This is a genomic window from Streptomyces griseocarneus, from assembly GCF_014655595.1.
Lineage (GTDB): Bacteria > Actinomycetota > Actinomycetes > Streptomycetales > Streptomycetaceae > Streptomyces > Streptomyces griseocarneus.
This window is the reverse complement of record NZ_BNBL01000005.1, coordinates 191,900-209,416: the sequence shown is the minus strand read 5'-3', so window position 1 is coordinate 209,416 and position 17,517 is coordinate 191,900. Positions and strand designations below refer to the sequence as shown.

Genomic DNA, 17,517 nt, shown 5'->3' with positions numbered 1-17,517 from the left:
AACCCGTGCATACCGACAGGCCACGTGTGACTCGGACGGGGGCTGAGGATGGAGTGCGACGACCACGCGGTGGCCATTGTGGGGGCCGGCTGCCGGCTGCCCGGAGGGATCTCGGATCTGGCGAGCCTGTGGGAGGCCCTGCGCGAGGGCCGCGACGCGGTCGGCGAGGTGCCGGCGGACCGGTTCGACAAGGCCCGTTTCGTGGACCCCGGCGCCCTCCGCCCGTGCCGGAGCTACACGGCGGCCGGGGGCTTCCTGGACGACGTGGCCGGCTTCGACGCCGCCTACTTCGGCATCGCGCCGAAGGAGGCCGAGGCCATGGATCCGCAGCAGCGGCTCCTGCTGGAGATGGCCGCCGAGGCGCTCGACGACGCCGGGATCCCCGCCGAATCGCTCGCCGGGTCGGAGACCGGCGTGTTCGTCGGCATCTCCGATCCGTTCTACGGCACGGTCCAGGGGACCGTGGCGGAGTACGCCAACCCCTACACGATGAGCGGGTCCACCCTCTCGATCGCGGCGAACCGGCTCTCGTACTGCTTCGACCTGCGCGGACCGAGCATGGCGATCGACACCGCCTGTTCCTCCGCGCTGGTGGCGCTCGACCGCGCCTGCCGGACCCTGCTGGACGGCACCGGCCGCGCCGCACTCGTGGGCGGCGTCAACGTGCTGGGCACCCCCTTCTCCTTCGCGGGGTTCTCCCACGCGGGCATGCTCTCGCCGCGCGGCCGGTGCGCGACCTTCTCCGCCGAGGCCGACGGCTTCGTACGGGCCGAGGGCGGGGGCGTGGTCGTCCTCAAGCGGCTGGCCGACGCGCTGGCCGACGGGGACCGGATCCACGCGGTGATCGCCGGTACCGCGAGCAACTGCGACGGCCGCACCCAGGGCCTGGCCCTGCCCAGCCCGCAGGCCCAGGAAGCGCTGTTGCACGCCGTGTACGGGCGGGCGGGGGTGGCACCGGACGAGTTGGTGTACTTCGAGGCGCACGGCACGGGCACCACCGCCGGGGACCCGGCCGAGGCACGGGCGATCGGACGGGCCCTCGGACGGCGCCGGACGGTGGGACCGTTGCCGATCGGTTCCGTCAAGTCCAACCTGGGCCATCTGGAACCGGCCTCCGGCATGGCGAGCCTGCTCAAGGCCCTCCTGGTCCTGCGCCACGGCGTGGCCCCGGCCACGCTCCACGCCCTGCCGCTCAGCCCGGCCATCGACTTCACCGGCCTGGGCCTGGCGCCGACCGTCGAACCCGTCGAGCTTCCGCGCGGGCCCCGGGCGGCGGTCGGGGTGAACTCCTTCGGGTTCGGCGGAGCCAACGCCCACGCCGTGGTCACCGCACCGCCGGCTCCGGCGCACCGCGAGGAGCCGGGCGGCGAGGAGCCGGGCACCCGCGGCCCGCTCCCCGTGGTCGTCTCCGCCCGCTCGGCGAAGGCGCTGCGGGAGCTCACCGCACGCGTCGCGGAACGCCTCCGGGTGGCGACGCCCGAGGAGTTCTACGACCTGGCCCACACCACCACCCGGCGCCGCACCGCCCACCCGCACCGCGCCGCCGTCCTGGCCGACGGACCGGGCGAGGCCGCCGACGCGCTGGACCGGCTCCTCGCGGATACGCCCGCCCGCGGCGCCCTGGCCCGCAAGGCCGACCGTCCCACGGTGGCGTACGTCTTCTCGGGCAATGCCTCCCAGTGGCCCGGCATGGCCGCAGACCTGCTGGCGGGCGATGCCGTCTTCCGTACGGCGGCCTTCCGTACGGCCGCCGAACAGGCCGACGCCGCGCTGGCGCCGCATCTGGGCTGGTCGGTGACCGAGGAGCTGGCCCGGCCCGACGCGCCCCGATGGCAGCGCACCGAGGTGGCCCAGCCCGCCCTGTTCGTCGTCCAGGTGGCTCTGACCGCGCTGCTCGCGGCCAACGGGCTGCGGCCGGCGGCCGTCGTCGGGCACAGCGTCGGCGAAGTGGCCGCGGCCCATGCGGCCGGGGCGCTGACCCTCGAGCAGGCCGCCCGGGTGGTCGCCGAACGCAGCCGCGCCCAGGGCACCACGGCGGGCGCCGGCCGGATGGCCGCCGTCGCGCTCCCCGAAGAAGCGATCCGGGAGGAACTGGCCCGCTACGCCGGCGCCCTGGAGGTCGCCGGGATCAACGGCGCCGACGGGGCCACCGTCGCCGGCGACGCGGAGGCCCTGGCCGACCTGGGCGCGCGACTGGAGGCCCGCGGCGTCTTCTTCCACGACCTCGGGCTCGACTACGCCTTCCACAGCCGTGCCATGGACCCGCTCGCGGACCCGCTGCGGGCGGCGCTGGCCGGGCTGGAGCCCGCCCGCGCCCGTATCCCCTTCGTCTCCACCGTCACCGGCACGGCCCTGACCGGCGAGGAGCTGACCGCCGACTACTGGTGGCGCAACGTCCGCGAACCGGTCCGCTTCCACGAAGCCGTCGCCCACGTCCTGGACGACCACGCCGGCATCCTCGTCGAGATCGGACCGCACCCCGTGCTGCGTCCCTACCTGCGACGCCCCGGCGCCCTGTACGTCCCCACCCTCCGGCGCGACGGCGACGGCCCCCGCGAGGCGGCCGCCGCCGTGGCGACCCTGCTCGCGGCCGGCGCCGAGACCGACTGGCGGGCCCACTTCCCCCGGCCCGGCCGGGTCACCGACCTGCCCGCCTACCCCTGGCAGCGCGAACGGCACTGGCTCGGCACCCCGCACGACCTCGTCCTGCGCACCAGCGGCACCGGCCGGCTCGACCACCCCCTGCTGGGCGAACGCCTCCCCGCCCCCCATCCGTCGTGGGACGGCGCCGTCGAGCCGCAGCTGGTGCCCTGGCTGGGCGACCACAAGATCGCCGGTTCGGTGCTGATGCCCGCCGCCGCGTACGTCGAGATGGCCCTGTCCGCCGGACGCCGCGCGCTGAACCGGCCGGTGGAAGTGCGCCACCTGGGCATCGCCCGTCCCCTCCCCCTCACCTGGCCCGACCCCGGCACCACCCGCCTGCAGACCGCCGTGACACTCGAGGACGGCGCGCTGGCCATCAGCAGCGGCGAAGGGCGCGGCGGCGACTGCCATACGGTCGTGCGCGCCCAGGTCCGCACCCTGCTCGGCACGCCGCCCGCGCCGCTCGACCCCGAAGCGCTGCGCGCCCGCTGCCCCCGTACCGTCAGCAGCGCGGACTTCTACGCGACCTGCCACAGCGTCGGCCTGGGCGTGGGGCCGCTGTTCCAGCTGCTGACCGAAGTGCGGGTCGGCGACGGCGAATTGCTCGCCTCCTACCGGCACGAGGAGCCCGGCGACGCCTACACCGTGCACCCGGTGCTGCTGGACGGCCCCTTCCAGGCCACCGTCGCGCTGGTGGAGCAGCGCATGCGCGCCGGCCACGCCTACCTGCCCTCCTCCTTCGACTCGGTGAAGGTCTGGCGCACCCCCGCGCCCACCGGCGTCATGCACCTGCGCCGGCGCAGCCACACCGAGACGGAGTACTGCTGGGACGTCGTCTACGCCGACGAGGACGGGACGGTCACCGCGGAGATCGCGGGGTTCCGTACGCGGCGTACGTACAACACCGACCACACCCCGCTGACCGTCCAGCACACGGTCCTGCGCGCCGCCCCGCACCCGGCCGTCCCGGCCGCCCCCTCGCCGCTGCCCCCGCCCGCCGGTCTGGCGGCCGCCGCGCGGGACCGGATCGCCCGGCTGCGCGACGCCCTGCGGGAGACGGGTCACGAGCGCTTCACGGCCGCGGTCAACGAGACGGCGGCCCATTGCTGGGCCGCGGCGGTGGCCGGGCTGCTCGCCGACCCGGCCGCCCCGTTCGGCCTTTCCGACCTCACGGCGGGGGGACTTCAGCCCCGGCACCGCCGGCTGGCGCGCCTGATGCTCCCGCTCGTCGCACAGTACGACCTGGCCCGCCTCGCCGACGACGGCCGGTGGCGACTGACCGGTCGACGACCGCGTTCCGAGGAGCTGCTGAGGGCGCTGGTGGAGGATCATCCGGCGTTCATCACCGAGACCACGCACCTCAACTCGCATCTGCGGCACCTGCCGGAGGTACTGCGCGACGACGCGGCGGAGGCGCGACCGCTCCTTCGGCCCGGTGACCCCGCGTACGAGCAGCTGCGCGAAGCGGCACCTCTCCACCGCTTCGCCCATCGCGTGGCCCAGGCCCTGCTCGGCGAGATCGTCCGCCGCTGGCCGGACGACCGCCCCCTGCGCGTACTGGAGCTCGGCGCCGGTGCCCACGCCCTCACCGCGGCGCTGCTCCCCCTACTGCCTGCGGACCGTACCCGCTACACGTGCACCGACCGTTCGGCAGCCGGCTTCGCCGCCGCCGGACACCGCTTCGCCGCCTATGACTTCGTCGAGTACCGGACGCTCGACCTGGACACCGATCCCCTCGCCCAGGACTTCCGCGACGGCGGGTTCGACGTGGTCGTGGCCGACGACGCCCTGCACACCGCGGCCGATCTGACCGAAGCGCTGGGCCGCGTCCGCACCCTGCTCGCCCCCGGCGGTCACCTGCTCGCCGCGGAGTCCCATGACGCGCGGCGGACGGCCCTCCTCTTCGGCGCGACCGATGCCTTCTGGCAGCGCCACGACCACACCCTGCGCCCCGAGACGTCGCTGCTGTCCCAGGACCGGTGGGTTGCTCTGCTCGGGGAGTGCGGCTTCGCGGGTACGGTGCGGACGGGGACCGACGACCGTTCCGTGCTGCTGGCCGCCGCGGTTCGCCCTCCGGCGGTCGGTCCCGTACCGCGCGCATCGTCCGTACGGGATCCGGGCGCAGCGGATTCGGGCGCACCGGACGACCCGCATGCACCGGAACCGGCCACCACCTGGGTCGTCGCCACCGAGACCCCCGACGAGGCACCGACGGCTCACGCCCTGTCCGGTCTACTGAGCGGTTGCGCGGTCGTCGGCGCCGGCGACGAGGCGTCCACCTGGGCCGCCGCGCTGTCCGCGAACCCCACGGGCCTCGTCCTCCTCCTGGGCGCGTCCCCGTACCCGGACGGCCCGGATGGCCCTCGCGAGACCGTCTCCCGTACGACACGCCGCGCCGCCGTCCTGCGCGCCCTCGCCGCCGTCTGCGCCGAACGGCCGGAGGGCACACGCCCCCACGTGTGGCTGGTCACCCGTCCCAGCGGACTGTTCCCCGCCCCGGAGCGCCCCGCCCACCCCGCCGACGCGGCCGTGTGGGGCACCGCCCGCACCCTCGCCAACGAACAGCCCGGACTCCGGATGCGCCGGATCTCCCTGGACCGCACGGGCGATCCGGCCGCCGATGCCCGCCGGCTGGCCGACGAGCTGCTCATGCCCACGGACGAGGACGAGGTCGTGCTCACCCGGGGCGGCCGGTTCGTACCGCGCCAGGTCCAGCGCCCGGCCGACCAGCCCGCCGCCGTCCCGGCCCGTACGCCGTACGTCCTCGAAGTGCGCAACCCCGGGCTCTCCCGCCGGCTCGTGTGGCGGGAGACGGAACCGCTCCGCCCGGGGCCCGGCGAGATCGTGGTGGAGATGCGCGCCGTCGCGCTGAACTACCGCGACCCGATGCGCGCCAACGGACTGCTGCCGCCCGAAGCCGTCGAGGGCACGCCGCTCAGCCGCGGGCTGGGCACCGACGGCGCGGGCGTCGTCAGTGCCGTCGGTGACGGGGTCATGGGCTTCGCGGTGGGCGACCGGGTCTGCGGGCTGATGTCCGCGGCGCTCGCCTCCCACGCCGTCATGCCCGCCCTCACCGCCTGCCCCGTCCTCGACGGCATGAGCTTCGCCGAGGCGGCGACCTTCCCGGTGGCCTTCTTCACCGTTCACCACACCCTCGTCGACGAGGCGCGGCCACTGCCCGGCGAGACCGTGCTGGTGCACGGCGGGGCCGGGGCCGTCGGCCTGGCCGTCGTCCAGTGCGCCCGGCACCTGGGCCTGCGCGTGATCGCCACGGCGGGCACCGAGGCCAAACGCGACCTCCTGCGCACCCTCGGCGTCGAGCACGCCCTGGACTCCCGCACCCTGGACTTCGCGCCCCGCGTGCGGGAACTGACCGACGGACGGGGCGTCGACATCGTCGTCAACTCCCTCAGCGGCGAGGCCATCGCCCAGAGCCTCGACCTGCTCCGCCCCAACGGCCGCTTCATCGAACTCGGCAAGCGCGACATCTTCTTCAACAACCCCCTCTTGCTGCGCCCCTTCCACCGCAGCATCACCTTCCTCGGATTCAACCTCGACAGCATCGTCTTCGACCCGGTGCGCGGCCGCCGGCTGATGCACGACACCACGACGAAGGTGGCCACCGGGGACTACCGTCCGCTTCCGCACACCGTCCATCCCGCCTCCCGCGTCGACGAGGCCTTCCGGCTGCTGCAGCACTCCCGCCACACCGGGAAGGTCGTCATCGCGTTCGACCCGCTGGACGAGCCCGTGCCCGTCGAACCCCTCACGGCCGTACCGGTGTTGGACGGGGACGGTACGTATCTGATCACCGGCGGGCTGGGAGGGTTCGGCGCGGCCACCGCCGGCTGGCTCGCCGACCGCGGCGCCCGCCACCTGGCGCTGGTCGGCCGTCGAGGGGCCGGGGCGCCCGAGGCCGGCGACGTGCTGGAGCGGCTCGCCCGGCGCGGCGTACGGGCCACGCCGTACGCCGCCGATGTCACCGACGAGGACGCCATGCGCCGGGTGATCGCCGCCGTGGACGCCACCGGGCATCCCCTGCGCGGGGTGGTCCACTGCGCCATGCACCTGGACGACGCGCCACTGTCCGACCTGAGCGACGACCGCTTCGCCGCCGTCCTCTCCCCCAAGGCCGCGGGGGCCGACGTCCTGGACCGGCTCACCGCGGGCCACGACCTCAGCCTGTTCTTGCTGTACTCATCGGTCACGGCGGCCACCGGCAATCTCGCGCAGGCGCCGTACGTCGCCGCGAACGCCTACCTGGAGGCCCTGGCACGGGCCCGCCGCTACGCCGGGCGGCCCGCCACCGCGATCGCCTGGGGCCCGATCGGCGACACCGGGTACGTCGCCCGCAGCGGCCTGACGGCCACGATGACCGGACTCGGATTCGAACCGATCGCCCCCGGCGAGGCCTTCGCGGCGGCCGACGACCTCCTGGCGACGGACACCGACGTCGCCGGCATCGGCCGCTACCGCTGGACCCGGGCCCGTCGTCTGCTCCCGCTCCTCGCCACCCCCCGCTACGCCGGCCTCGTCCCTTCCGGCGCTGCGGACACCGACGACACCCGTGAGGAACTGACCCGTACCCTGGCCGCGATGTCGCCCGAGGACGCCGTGCGGGCCATCATCGACATCCTGGGCCGGCACCTCGCCACCGTCCTGCACACCGATCCGTCCGAACTGGACCCCGACCGTCCCCTCGAGGACTTCGGCCTGGACTCGCTCATGGGCGCCGAATTCATCCTCCACGCCCGCGAATACTTCGACATCCACATTCCGCCCAGCGAACTCATGGGCAGCGGACGCACACTGACCCACTTCGCCCAGCTGATCCACGACCGCCTGGGCATCCACCCGTCTCCCTGACGCCCTTCCCCGGCGTCCGGGTGCGGGTCGGGAGCCCGCGCCGGATTCAGCTGCACTGCCAGGTGAACATGGCACGGTCGAAGCGGCGTGCGGCCAGGTCTTCGGGGCGTATGAGCCAGTACAGGGCTCCGCAGTCGCCCCACATCATGCCGGCGTCGTCGTCCGAGTCGATCTGGGCGAGCAGCACCCAGCGCAGGGCCTCCTCGCCGATGCGGGGGTCGTCGTTCGGCGGGTTGCCCAGGGCAGCGCCGGCGACCTCGGACTCCACATCGTCCTGCACCGGATCGGCGTGGCCTCCCACGCGGTGCCCCGCGCCCGGAAGGTCCCACAGGGCCTCCCGGAAGTCCTCGTCCCACAGCGGATGGTCGCCGGGCATCGGCGCGAACTCCCGGTAGACCACCGGATGCCAGGGATAGGGGGCCGTCGTCTCCACGCGCGCTGTCAGCCGCACCTCGCGGTAGGGCCGGATTCCCGCCGGCGCCGCCCGCTCGACGAGGGGAACGCCCGCCGGTACGTACAGCACGCGCGCCGCCGCCCGGCTGTCGGGCTCGTGGGGCGAGACCCTGGCACGGCCGTCGTCCAGCTGCCCGTCGAAGTGGAAGAAGGCCAGTGTGCCGTCCGTCGGCAGGGCGATGTCGAGGGCGGCGGAGGGCAGCGCGGCGCAGTCGAGGGAAGCGATGAAGGAGAGCGGACCGTGCCCCTCCCATGCCGGCCACTCCTCGTCCCCGGGAAGCTCCGGCAGGCCGCCGAGCCGGCCGACGACCGCATCCGCCCCCGGATCCGCGGCCTTCTCCAGCCCCAGGCCCGGCCGCAGCAACCCGATCCACCGCTCGGCGATCTCGTGCGGCAGGTGTTCGCGGGCGAGCGCGTGCAGCGCGTCGGTGGTGCTCTCAGTCATGGCTCGATGATGCACGGGACCACTGACAACGACATGGGGCTGCTGAGAATCGCTCCGTCACCCGGCCGGCTGCAAAGTCACCCCACGCGCCGCCCGGCAGCTCCCGGGCGGCGGGCGGCAGTCCGTCGTTTCCGTGCGCAACGCAATCCCCGAAACGAGTGAGCAGCCACGGCCGAGTGAATCGCACACAGCCCGCCCGAGCTCCTGCCCCGCGGTCACAGCCTCATTGACATCTCATCGAACTTAGGCGCGACGAAACGCCCTCAAGAGCCCGTGACTTGGCCCGATCGGGGGTCGTTTTCCGATCACTCGTCCGATCCACGCGTCAACGAGGAGGCGAAGTGCGTCACCGTCACACCTGCCGTACGAGCGACACGAGGGTGCCCTTGCTGTTCGAATGCCGGCCGACCACCCCCGCGGGAGGCACGGCATGAAGCTCAAGACGAAGAACCCGCACGAGCGGCCGGACTCCGTGGAAGGGTCGGCGTCCGAGCGGCTGCTGTTCGGCGGGCCGCTGCTGTACAACGCGCGGTGGGCCGACCACAGGGACGCGTACTTCCGGATGTCGCTGTGGGCGATGGCCCTGCAGCTCCCGCGCCTGGTGGCGTTCACCGTGCGCCTGGCGTGGCGTGCCGACCGCCGCGCGATGTGGACGGTCGGCGCCGGCGAGCTGACGCGCGGGATCAGCCAGGCCGTCGGCCTGGTCGCGGTCAACTCGGTCCTGGCCACCGTGCTGGCCACCGGCACCATCGAGCACCGCGTGCGGGCGGCGATCCCCGCCATGATCGGCGTCGCGATCACGGGCATCATCGGCGCGGTCGCGTCAGCGGCATCGACGTCCGGCACCGGGCGGCTGGAGCCGAAGGTCGAGCGGGTCGCCACCGAGATGTACCTCACCCGCGTGAGCAACGTCGAGCTGTCGGCGATCGAGGACGCCGGCTTCAACAGGCTCATGGACAGTGCCAGGATCGGCGCCAGTGAAGCCCGCCGCATGGTCGGCTCCTGCACCGGAGTCGTCGGCTCTCTCGTGTCATTCGTGGCCGCCGCCGGAGTCCTCACCGTCCTCCACCCGGCGCTTCTGCCCCTCCTGGTGCTGATGACCCTCCCCCGCTCATGGGCGTCTCTACGGAACTCGCGGGCCCGGTACGCCAGTTACCAGCAGTGGATGCAGCACTCGCGGGCAGGACGGCTGCTCGGCGATTCCCTGATGAGGACAGGCCCCGCGCCGGAGATCCGGGTCCACGGCGTGGGCCCGTTCCTGCTCCACCACTTCCGGCGGATGTCGGAGGCGTACGAGACCGAGCAGTCCCGCCTGGCCTCCAGCCGCGCCCGCGTCCGCCTGGTCGCCTCCGCCCTGACCGGCATCGCCGCCACCCTCACCTACATCGCCCTCGGCACGCTGCTGGCCACGGGCATGATGGCGCTGTCGGTCGCGGGAACCGCCGTCCTGGCCATCCGCACCGGCGGGCAGAGCCTGTCCACCCTGGTCCTCCAGGTCAACAACCTGTACGAGCAGGCGTGCTACGTGCAGGACCTCGAACGCCTCTTCCTGGAGGCGGCCCGCCAGGCGATCCCCGTCGGAGGCATGCCCGTGCCCGACGACCTGGCGCTGATCCGCTTCGAGAACGTCACCTTCCACTACCCCGCCGACAACGACCCGGCCGGCAACGACCCGGCCGACGAACCGGAGGACACCCGCAAGGCAGACCGGCCGGCCCTGAGGGACGTCACCCTCGACATTCCCATGGGCAAGATCGTGGCCCTGGTCGGCGAGAACGGCTCCGGCAAGACCACCGTCTCCAGGCTGCTGGCCGGCCTCTACCACCCGGACGACGGCGGCGTCATCCGCTGGAACGGCGTCGACGCCCGCGACCTGGACCGCGCCCAGCTGTGGGACCGGATCGCGGTGGTCGGCCAGGACTTTCACCGGTGGCCGTTCACCTGCCGCATGAACATCGCCATCGGCCGGGCGGAGCGGCCGATGGACGAACAGGCTCTGGAGGGGGCCGCCGCGTACGCGGGGGCCGACAAGGTCGTCGCCGAACTCCCCCGAGGCTGGGACACCCTGTTGACCAAGGGCTACAAGGGCGGCCGGGAGCTGTCGGGAGGCCAGTGGCAGAAGCTGGGCATCGCCCGTGCCCGCTACCGCGACGCCCAGATCCTCATCGTCGACGAGCCCACCTCAGCCCTCGACGCCAAAGCCGAGCTGGAGGTCTTCGACCAGATCCGCAAACTCGCCGACGGCGGCCAGACCGTCGTCCTGATCACCCACCGCCTCGCCTCCGTACGGCACGCCGACCTCATCCACGTGCTCGAGGACGGCGAACTGCGCGAGAGCGGCACCTTCGAGGAACTGCACCACCACCCGACCGCCGGGGTCTTCCGGGAGTTGTACGAGATGCAGCGCGCCCAGTTCCAGGACGCCGTCGTGCCCGGGCAGCGCCGACCGGGCGAGACGGCCGGGACGGGGAAGGGGAAGGGGAGTTGTGATGGATGACGCCGCACTGAACCGACGGGCATGGACGGCGTACGGGCAGCACCACCTCGGCCGGGGCACCCGCCCGCCGGAGCCGGAACGGCTGAACCGGGGAGGCCGAGCCCCGCGATGACGATCGCCCGTCCTCCGAGTGTGGTGCCGTCACTGCCAAGAAACCCGGGGGGCGGCCCAGCGGGCGAGCCGGGCGCGGTCGATTTTGGCTCCGTGCCGGTGGTCGACGGGCAGCGACCGGTGGAAGAGCACGGGTAGGTCCGCCGAGGCACCCCCGGCCCCGTCGGCGAGCGCCTTGCGCACGCCACGCCGCACCTCCGCGCGGCCGGGGCCGGACCGTTCGCACTCCACGACCACGACGGGGCGTCGGTCGCCGGACGACGCGACACCGACCAGCGCAACCCGGCGCACCCCGGGCACTTCCTCGAGCACCGGCTCGACCCGCTCGGTGAACAACTCCCCGTCCGTCGTGGGCACCCGGTGTGCCAGGCGGCCGTGGAACCAGATGCGCCCCTGCTCGTCGAGGTGCCCGGCGTCGCCGGTCCGGTGGACGACCTCGCCGTGCGCGCCCCGTTCCTTCGCCGCCCGGGTGGCCGCCGGGTCGAGGTAGCCGGAGCTGACGTACTCACCGGTGACGGCGAGTTCGCCGACGGCACCACACCGCAGCCCGGGCGCCCCCGGCCCGGCGGGGTGGTCCGGCGGGAGAACGCGGACCTCGACGCCGGGGAGGGGGCGGCCCAGGCAGACCCCGTGGCCGCCGACGGTGGCGGGGCGCAGTGCGAGCAGTTCATGATGGTCGATCGCGCTGACCGGCAGGGCCTCGGTGGCGCCGTAGACGCTGTGCACGGTCACGTCGGGCAGGCAGCCGCGCACCCGGTCGAGCACCGGATAGGGCAGTGTGGCGCCGAAGGAGAGGATGTGCCGCAGGGTGGGCAGCGCCGTGCCGGTGCGGTGGCAGTGCCGGGCCAGACGGTCCACCAGTGCGGGCGATCCCCACAGCGTCCCGGCGCCGGTGCGGAGCACGGCCTCCGCGAGCGCGTGGGCACGGACCCGGGCGGGCCGCCTGAGGTCGAGGCGGGGGACGACCATCGTGGTGCCGAGGAGCGGACCGAGGAACGCGGCCGGCGCGAAGGCGGCCACCGAGAGCTCCCGCGCAGGCGGCAGCCCCTCGGTGAACGCCCGGGCCACCGCGCGGAGAGCGGTGTGCCGGTGGACGACGCCCTTGGGCGGCCCCGTCGCGCCGGAGGTGAAGACAATAAGCGCCGTCGCGTCGTCGGGGGGATCGGTCAGCTCCCGTCGGGGCGTCACCCGCCGGCGCAGCCTGTCCAGGGACGGACCGGGCCAGACCACGGGCGCGCCGACGGCGAGGCGCCGACGCACCCCTCGCCCGCCCCAGCCGGTGAGCCGTCCGGCGAGATCCGCGAGCGGCTCGCCCAGCACCGCGTCAGGGGCCGCCGCGGCCAGGCATCGTCTCATCACCGCCAGCGGAAGGGAGCCGTCGACGAGGACCGGGACCGCTCCCGTGCCGATCAACGTGACGACGCCCACGGCGAGTTCGACGGGGTCTCGGGTCAGAACCGCCACCCGGTGACCCGGCCGGATGCCGGCCCGGTCGAGCGCGGCGGCGGTCGACAGGCTCAGCGCCGCCGCTTCGGCACGGGTGAGCGCCCCGAATTCCCCTCCGGACACGGGATACCGGAGACACACCTGCTCGGGGTGCCGCGCGAACTCCCCCAGCACGTCCGTCACCAGTGACGCCACCTCGGGGCACCTCCCGTCGTCCGCGAACGCACGGCCAGTGACCCCAGCATGCGGCCGCGAACAACACCGGGCATCACCCACAGGTGTGAATCAGGACCGCCATCGCGCGTCGGGGCCCGCGCCCGCACATGAAGACGGTCACGGCGGACGAGACATAGCGGTTGGAGCACACCGCACGCGTCGCCTCAGGCCCCGAGGAAAGGCCGACCGCATGCCCGCCCCGACCACCCGCACCACCACCGCCTGGCCCCGGTTCCCCTACGTCTCACAGTGGTTCGATCACCCCGCTGCCCGCATGCACTTCGTGGACGAGGGCACGGGCCCGCCGGTGCTCATGGTCCACGGGAACCCCGCCTGGAGCTACATCTGGCGCCACCTGGTGACGGAGATCGACGACGCCTACCGCTGCATCGCCCCGGACCTGATCGGCATGGGGCTCTCCCAGGACCACGCCCCTCTCCCGGCGTCGCTCCTCATCGGATCCCAAGTGGCCGCCCTGGACGACCTGGTGGACCATCTGATCGCCGAGCGGGGCGCCCCGGAGCACGGGTGGACGGTGATCGGCCACGACTGGGGCGGCCCCATCGCGCTGACCTGGGCCTGCCTCCACCCGGACCGGGTCGACCGGCTGGTCGCCCTCAACACGCTCGCCTTCCCCTTCCCCGCCGACGGCCTGCCGCCGCGCTGGTTCCGCCTGCTGCAACGCCCCCTGCCGAGCGCGGTGGCCGCGCACTACACCCCCGGCTGGGTACGGGGAGCCGCCCGCCTGGGCACCACGACGCCCCGGCCCGCCGAGGTGCGCCGCGCCTTCGCCGCCCCTCACCGGCACCGCCGGCACCGGACCGCCCAGACCCGGTTGCTCCGCGACGTCCCCCTCACGCGCAAAGTGCCGGGGTGGTCGATGATGACCCTCCTGCAGCACCTCACGCGTGCCCTGCGGCAGCATCCCCTGCTGGTCGGCTGGGGCATGCGGGATCCGGTGCTGCGGCCACCGCTGGCCGACGAGTGGCAGCGGCGCTTCCCCCACGCCCGCGTCCTGCGCTACCCCGACGCCGGCCACTACGTGCTGGAGGACGCGCGCGCCGAACTCGTCCCCGCCATCCGTCACTTCCTGGACACCTCTCCTCCCCCACCACGCCCGGCCGCACCCCGCCGGAGCCTGCCATGAGGGTCCTGGTCACCGGCGGCAGCGGCTTTCTCGGCCAGGCCCTGTGCCGGCGATTGCTCGCGGCGGGTCACACCGTGCGCACGTTCCACCGGCACCACAGCCCGGACCTCGCCGCTCTCGGCGTCGAGCAGCGGCTGGGCGACGTACGGGACGCCCAGGCGGTGCGCCGGGCGGTCGCCGGGCACGAGGCCGTCGTGCACACCGCCGCCCACGTCGCCCCCGGCGGGGCGCCGGTCCGCTTCCACGACGTCAACGTCACCGGCACCCGGCACGTGGTGGACGCCTGTCGCCGCCACGGCGTGGGCACCCTGATCCACACCTCCAGCCCCAGCGTGGTCCTCGGCGAGGACGACATCGACGGCGGCGACGAATCGCTCCCGTACGCCCCCGTCCCCCTGGGCCCCTACCCCGCCTCCAAGACCGCCGCGGAACGTCTGGTGCTCGCCGCCGACGGGCCCGTCCTCGCCACCGCCGCGCTCCGCCCCCACTGCGTCTGGGGCCCCGGCGACCCCCACTTCGTCCCCCGGCTGCTGCGCGCGGCCCGCTGGGGTGTCCTCCCCCTCCCCGGCGGCGGCCGGAAACGCATCGACACCGTGCACATCGACAACGCCGTCCACGCCCATCTGCTCGCCCTCGACCGGGTCACGCCGGGGAGCCCCGCCGCCGGCCGCCCCTACTTCGTCACCCAGGACGAACCCCGCACCCTCGCCCGGTGGCTGACCGGCCTCTTCCACGCCCTGGGGTACGCCCCCCGCCTGCTGCCCGTCCCCGTACCGCTCGCCCGCTCCGCCGGGGCGATCTGCGACGCGGGATGGCGGGTGCTGCACCTGCCGGGAGCACCGCCGGTGACCCGGCTCGTCGTGGCCGGAGCGGTGCGGGCCCACTGGTTCGACATCACCGCGGCCCGCACCCTCCTCGGCTACCGCCCCCTCGTCGGCACCGACGAAGGCCTCCGCCGCCTGCGCTGCTGACCGCCGCGGCCACGGTTCATGACATGCGCACCCCTTCTCGTCACGGCCCGGGGGCCGGTACCCGTGTCCTTCCGTACGCCGGGCCCGTTCAGAACGGCAGGATGCTGTGCATGGATGAACCCCCGTCTGCGGCTGGTCACACCGGCCTCGCCACCGTGCTCATCGACCCGGACGGGCGCGTACAGCAGTGGAGCACGGGGGCGCGGGAGCTCACCGGCTACGCGGACCGGGAGATCATCGGTCAGGACGCGGCTCTGCTCGGCGACAAGGTGACGCTGCGGGGCGCCGGGCTCGTCCGGGCGCTGTTGCGTACGCCCGGCGACGTGCGCACCGACTGGCTGCGTCGACGCGACGGCACGTGCCGCTGCGTCGCCTGGTACGCCGTCGCGGTTCCGCTCGCGGACGGCGACGGGGTGCTTGCCGTGGCACCTCTCGAGGCGCAGCCGGTCGGCGGGTGCGACCCGGCCGCGGTGGAGCGGCTTGTGCACGCCACGCCCGTCGGCCTGGCCGTACTCGACACCGAACTCCGCTTCCGGTTCGTCAACAGCGCCTGCGCCCGACTCAACGGCAAGTCCGTCGAGGAGCATCTGGGGCGCCGCGTGGCCGACGTGCTCACGCTGCCCGACCCGCAGGCGTACGAACAGGTGCTGCGCCGCGTCGTGGATCACGGTGAGACCGTCGACAGCCTGCGGGTCTCCGCGGTCAGACCGGATGGCGAGGCGATGGCGGTCGTCGGAACCCTGTTCCCTCTCCGGGAGGCCGACGGCACCATCCGGGGAGTGGGGGGCTTCGTCCACGAGTTGCTGGACTCCACGGGCGAGCTGCTGGACATGGCCCGCAGCCGGCGCAGACTCGACCTGCTGGGGCGGGTCGGGGCCCGGATCGGCCGGCAGCTGGATCCTCGTGCCGTCGCCGGCCAGGTGGCTGCGGCGTGCGTTCCGGAGTTCGCCGACTCGGTCGCCGTCGATCTGCTGCAGGGCTCCCCCGCGTCGGTCGCCGCCGGCTCCGAACCGCACGACGCGCTGAAGCCGGACGAGCGGCACGCCGGCTCTCACCCGCCGCTCTTCCACCCGCTCGCCCTCCCCTCGAGCGCCCGCGCTCCACGGCCGGAAGAGGAACTGCCGCCCCCGCGCCCGGCCGGCCCGGCCGTCGCCGAGTGCGTCGCTTCGATGACGCCCGTGGTGTTCGAGACGAAGGAAGGCGACGGCGATGCGGCCTCACGGCATGGCGTCGCAGTGCCCCTGATCACGACCGGCGAGGTCCTCGGAGCGGTCACCTTCCTCCGGCACGGCACTCCCTTCAGCAGTGAGGACGTTCTCCTGTCCCAGGGGATCGCCGCCCGTACCGCCACCGCCATCGACAACGCCCTGCTGTACCGGCGTGAACGGCTTGCCGCCCTCGCTCTCCAGCGCCACCTGCTGCCGGCGCGGCTACCGTCCGCCCGCTGGTTCGACCTGGCCTACCGCTACCGTCCCGCCGAGGACGATGCCCTGGCCGGAGGCGACTGGTACGACGCGATCCCGCTGCCCGGCGGCAGGGTCGGCCTGGGTGTGGGCGATGTGATGGGCCACGGCGTACAGGCCGCCGCCGCGATGGGCCGCTACCGCTCCAGCGCCCACGCACTCCTCTCGGTCGGCATGCCCCCCGGCCAACTGCTCACCCGCCTCGACCAGTTGTTCACCGGCGACCCCGGTGACCTCGCCGCGACATGCGCCTGCGCGGTCTACGACGGTGCCACCGGCCGGTGCCGCCTCGCGCTGGCCGGGCATCCGCCGCCCCTGGTGATCCGGCCGGACGGGGCAGCCGGCCCTCTGCGCATCGAGCCGGGACCGCCCCTGGGCATGGGCCTGCACCAGGTGTACACCGACACCGAGGTCGCCCTCCCGTCCGGCAGCCTGCTGGTGTTCTACACCGATGGGATGATCGAAGATCCAGGCGGCACGCTCGACCTCGACCACGGCATCGAGGTCCTGGGCCGCGCCGTGCACGACCCGAGGGCACCCCTGAACGAGGTGTGCGACGCTCTCGTGGCGGCCCGCCCGGCCAGTTCCACGGACGACGCCGCGATCCTCGTGGCGCGGCTGAACCGCCTTTGACCGGGCCGGCAGCCGTGGCCGGCAGGCCGCCGCGGTTCTCACACGACGGCGGCGATGACCGTGGTCACCGTCCTGCGGACGGCTTCCGTCTCCGGCGGAGTGCCCTTCCGGTCGGCGAACAGCATGTGCACCGCCCCGATCAGCGTGGGGGCGAGCGTATCGACGTCGGCGTCCGCCGTGATGCGGCCCAGCTCCCGCTCGGCGGTGAGGTAGGAGGCGATCATCGCGGTGGCTTCCGTCACCAGCGGGATGCCGGTCGGCGTGGTGCGGCGGAGCCGGGCGCGCAGGTCGTCCCGGGAGGTGACGAGGCCGACGATCGCCACGGCGACCGAGCCGAACAGGGCCGTCAGCGCGTCGGCGAGGTTGTCGGCGAGGGTGCCGGCCCCGGCACGGTCGCGCAGGGCCGCGGCCTGGTCGTCGAGCCGGCCGATGCGGTCCCGTACGAGCTCGGCGAGGAAGGCGTCGAAGTCGGTGAAGTGCCGGTGCAGGACCCCCTTGGCGCACCCCGCCTCCGTGGTGACCGCCCGGCTGGTCAGCGCGCTCGGCCCGTCCCGGAGCAGGACGCGCTCGGCGGCATCGAACAGCTGATCGCGCGCGTCGCGCATGGCCACCCCTGTCGGCATAGC

The 17,517-nt window shown here is 74.1% G+C and carries 8 protein-coding genes; 5 read left to right on the top strand and 3 right to left on the bottom strand.

Translation table 11 applies throughout. The annotated features are described in order from the left end of the window. Positions 1–48 precede the first annotated feature (48 nt). The gene (locus IE295_RS14930; protein WP_190064113.1) at positions 49–7,509 is read left to right on the top strand and encodes a type I polyketide synthase; all 7,461 of its coding nucleotides are present in this window, start codon (positions 49–51) and stop codon (positions 7,507–7,509) included. Between the two features lie 46 nt (positions 7,510–7,555). Here the strand turns inward: IE295_RS14930 and IE295_RS14925 are convergent, their stop codons facing one another. Continuing rightward, positions 7,556–8,407: a YwqG family protein gene (locus IE295_RS14925; RefSeq protein WP_190064112.1), complete on the bottom strand. Its 852-nt coding sequence runs from the start codon at positions 8,405–8,407 to the stop codon at positions 7,556–7,558. A 430-nt stretch (positions 8,408–8,837) separates the two neighbouring features. Between IE295_RS14925 and IE295_RS14920 the strand changes: the two genes are divergently transcribed. Beyond that, the gene (locus IE295_RS14920) at positions 8,838–10,904 is read left to right on the top strand and encodes an ABC transporter ATP-binding protein (RefSeq protein ID WP_190064111.1); all 2,067 of its coding nucleotides are present in this window, start codon (positions 8,838–8,840) and stop codon (positions 10,902–10,904) included. Between the two features lie 141 nt (positions 10,905–11,045). Here the strand turns inward: IE295_RS14920 and IE295_RS14915 are convergent, their stop codons facing one another. Then, on the bottom strand, positions 11,046–12,656 hold the full coding sequence (locus tag IE295_RS14915) for an AMP-binding protein (protein ID WP_190064110.1): 1,611 nt from the start codon (positions 12,654–12,656) through the stop codon (positions 11,046–11,048). A gap of 211 nt (positions 12,657–12,867) precedes the next feature. On the opposite strand from IE295_RS14915, the gene IE295_RS14910 reads away from it, so the two are divergent. The 3 genes from IE295_RS14910 (at position 12,868) to IE295_RS14900 (ending at position 16,891) form a co-directional block, all read left to right on the top strand. Next, complete coding sequence (locus IE295_RS14910) at positions 12,868–13,824, top strand: alpha/beta fold hydrolase (protein WP_190064109.1); 957 nt, start codon at positions 12,868–12,870, stop codon at positions 13,822–13,824. Beyond that, positions 13,821–14,795 (top strand): NAD-dependent epimerase/dehydratase family protein, encoded by a 975-nt coding sequence (locus IE295_RS14905; protein WP_190064108.1) that lies wholly within the window; start codon positions 13,821–13,823, stop codon positions 14,793–14,795. The genes IE295_RS14910 and IE295_RS14905 overlap by 4 nt, the downstream gene beginning before the upstream one ends. A gap of 110 nt (positions 14,796–14,905) precedes the next feature. Next, positions 14,906–16,891: a SpoIIE family protein phosphatase gene (locus IE295_RS14900; protein ID WP_190064107.1), complete on the top strand. Its 1,986-nt coding sequence runs from the start codon at positions 14,906–14,908 to the stop codon at positions 16,889–16,891. A 38-nt stretch (positions 16,892–16,929) separates the two neighbouring features. On the opposite strand, the gene IE295_RS14895 is transcribed toward IE295_RS14900, so the two are convergent. Then, a complete protein-coding gene (locus IE295_RS14895) occupies positions 16,930–17,514 on the bottom strand; it encodes a TetR/AcrR family transcriptional regulator (protein ID WP_190064106.1) in 585 nt (194 codons plus the stop codon). Positions 17,515–17,517 lie beyond the last annotated feature (3 nt).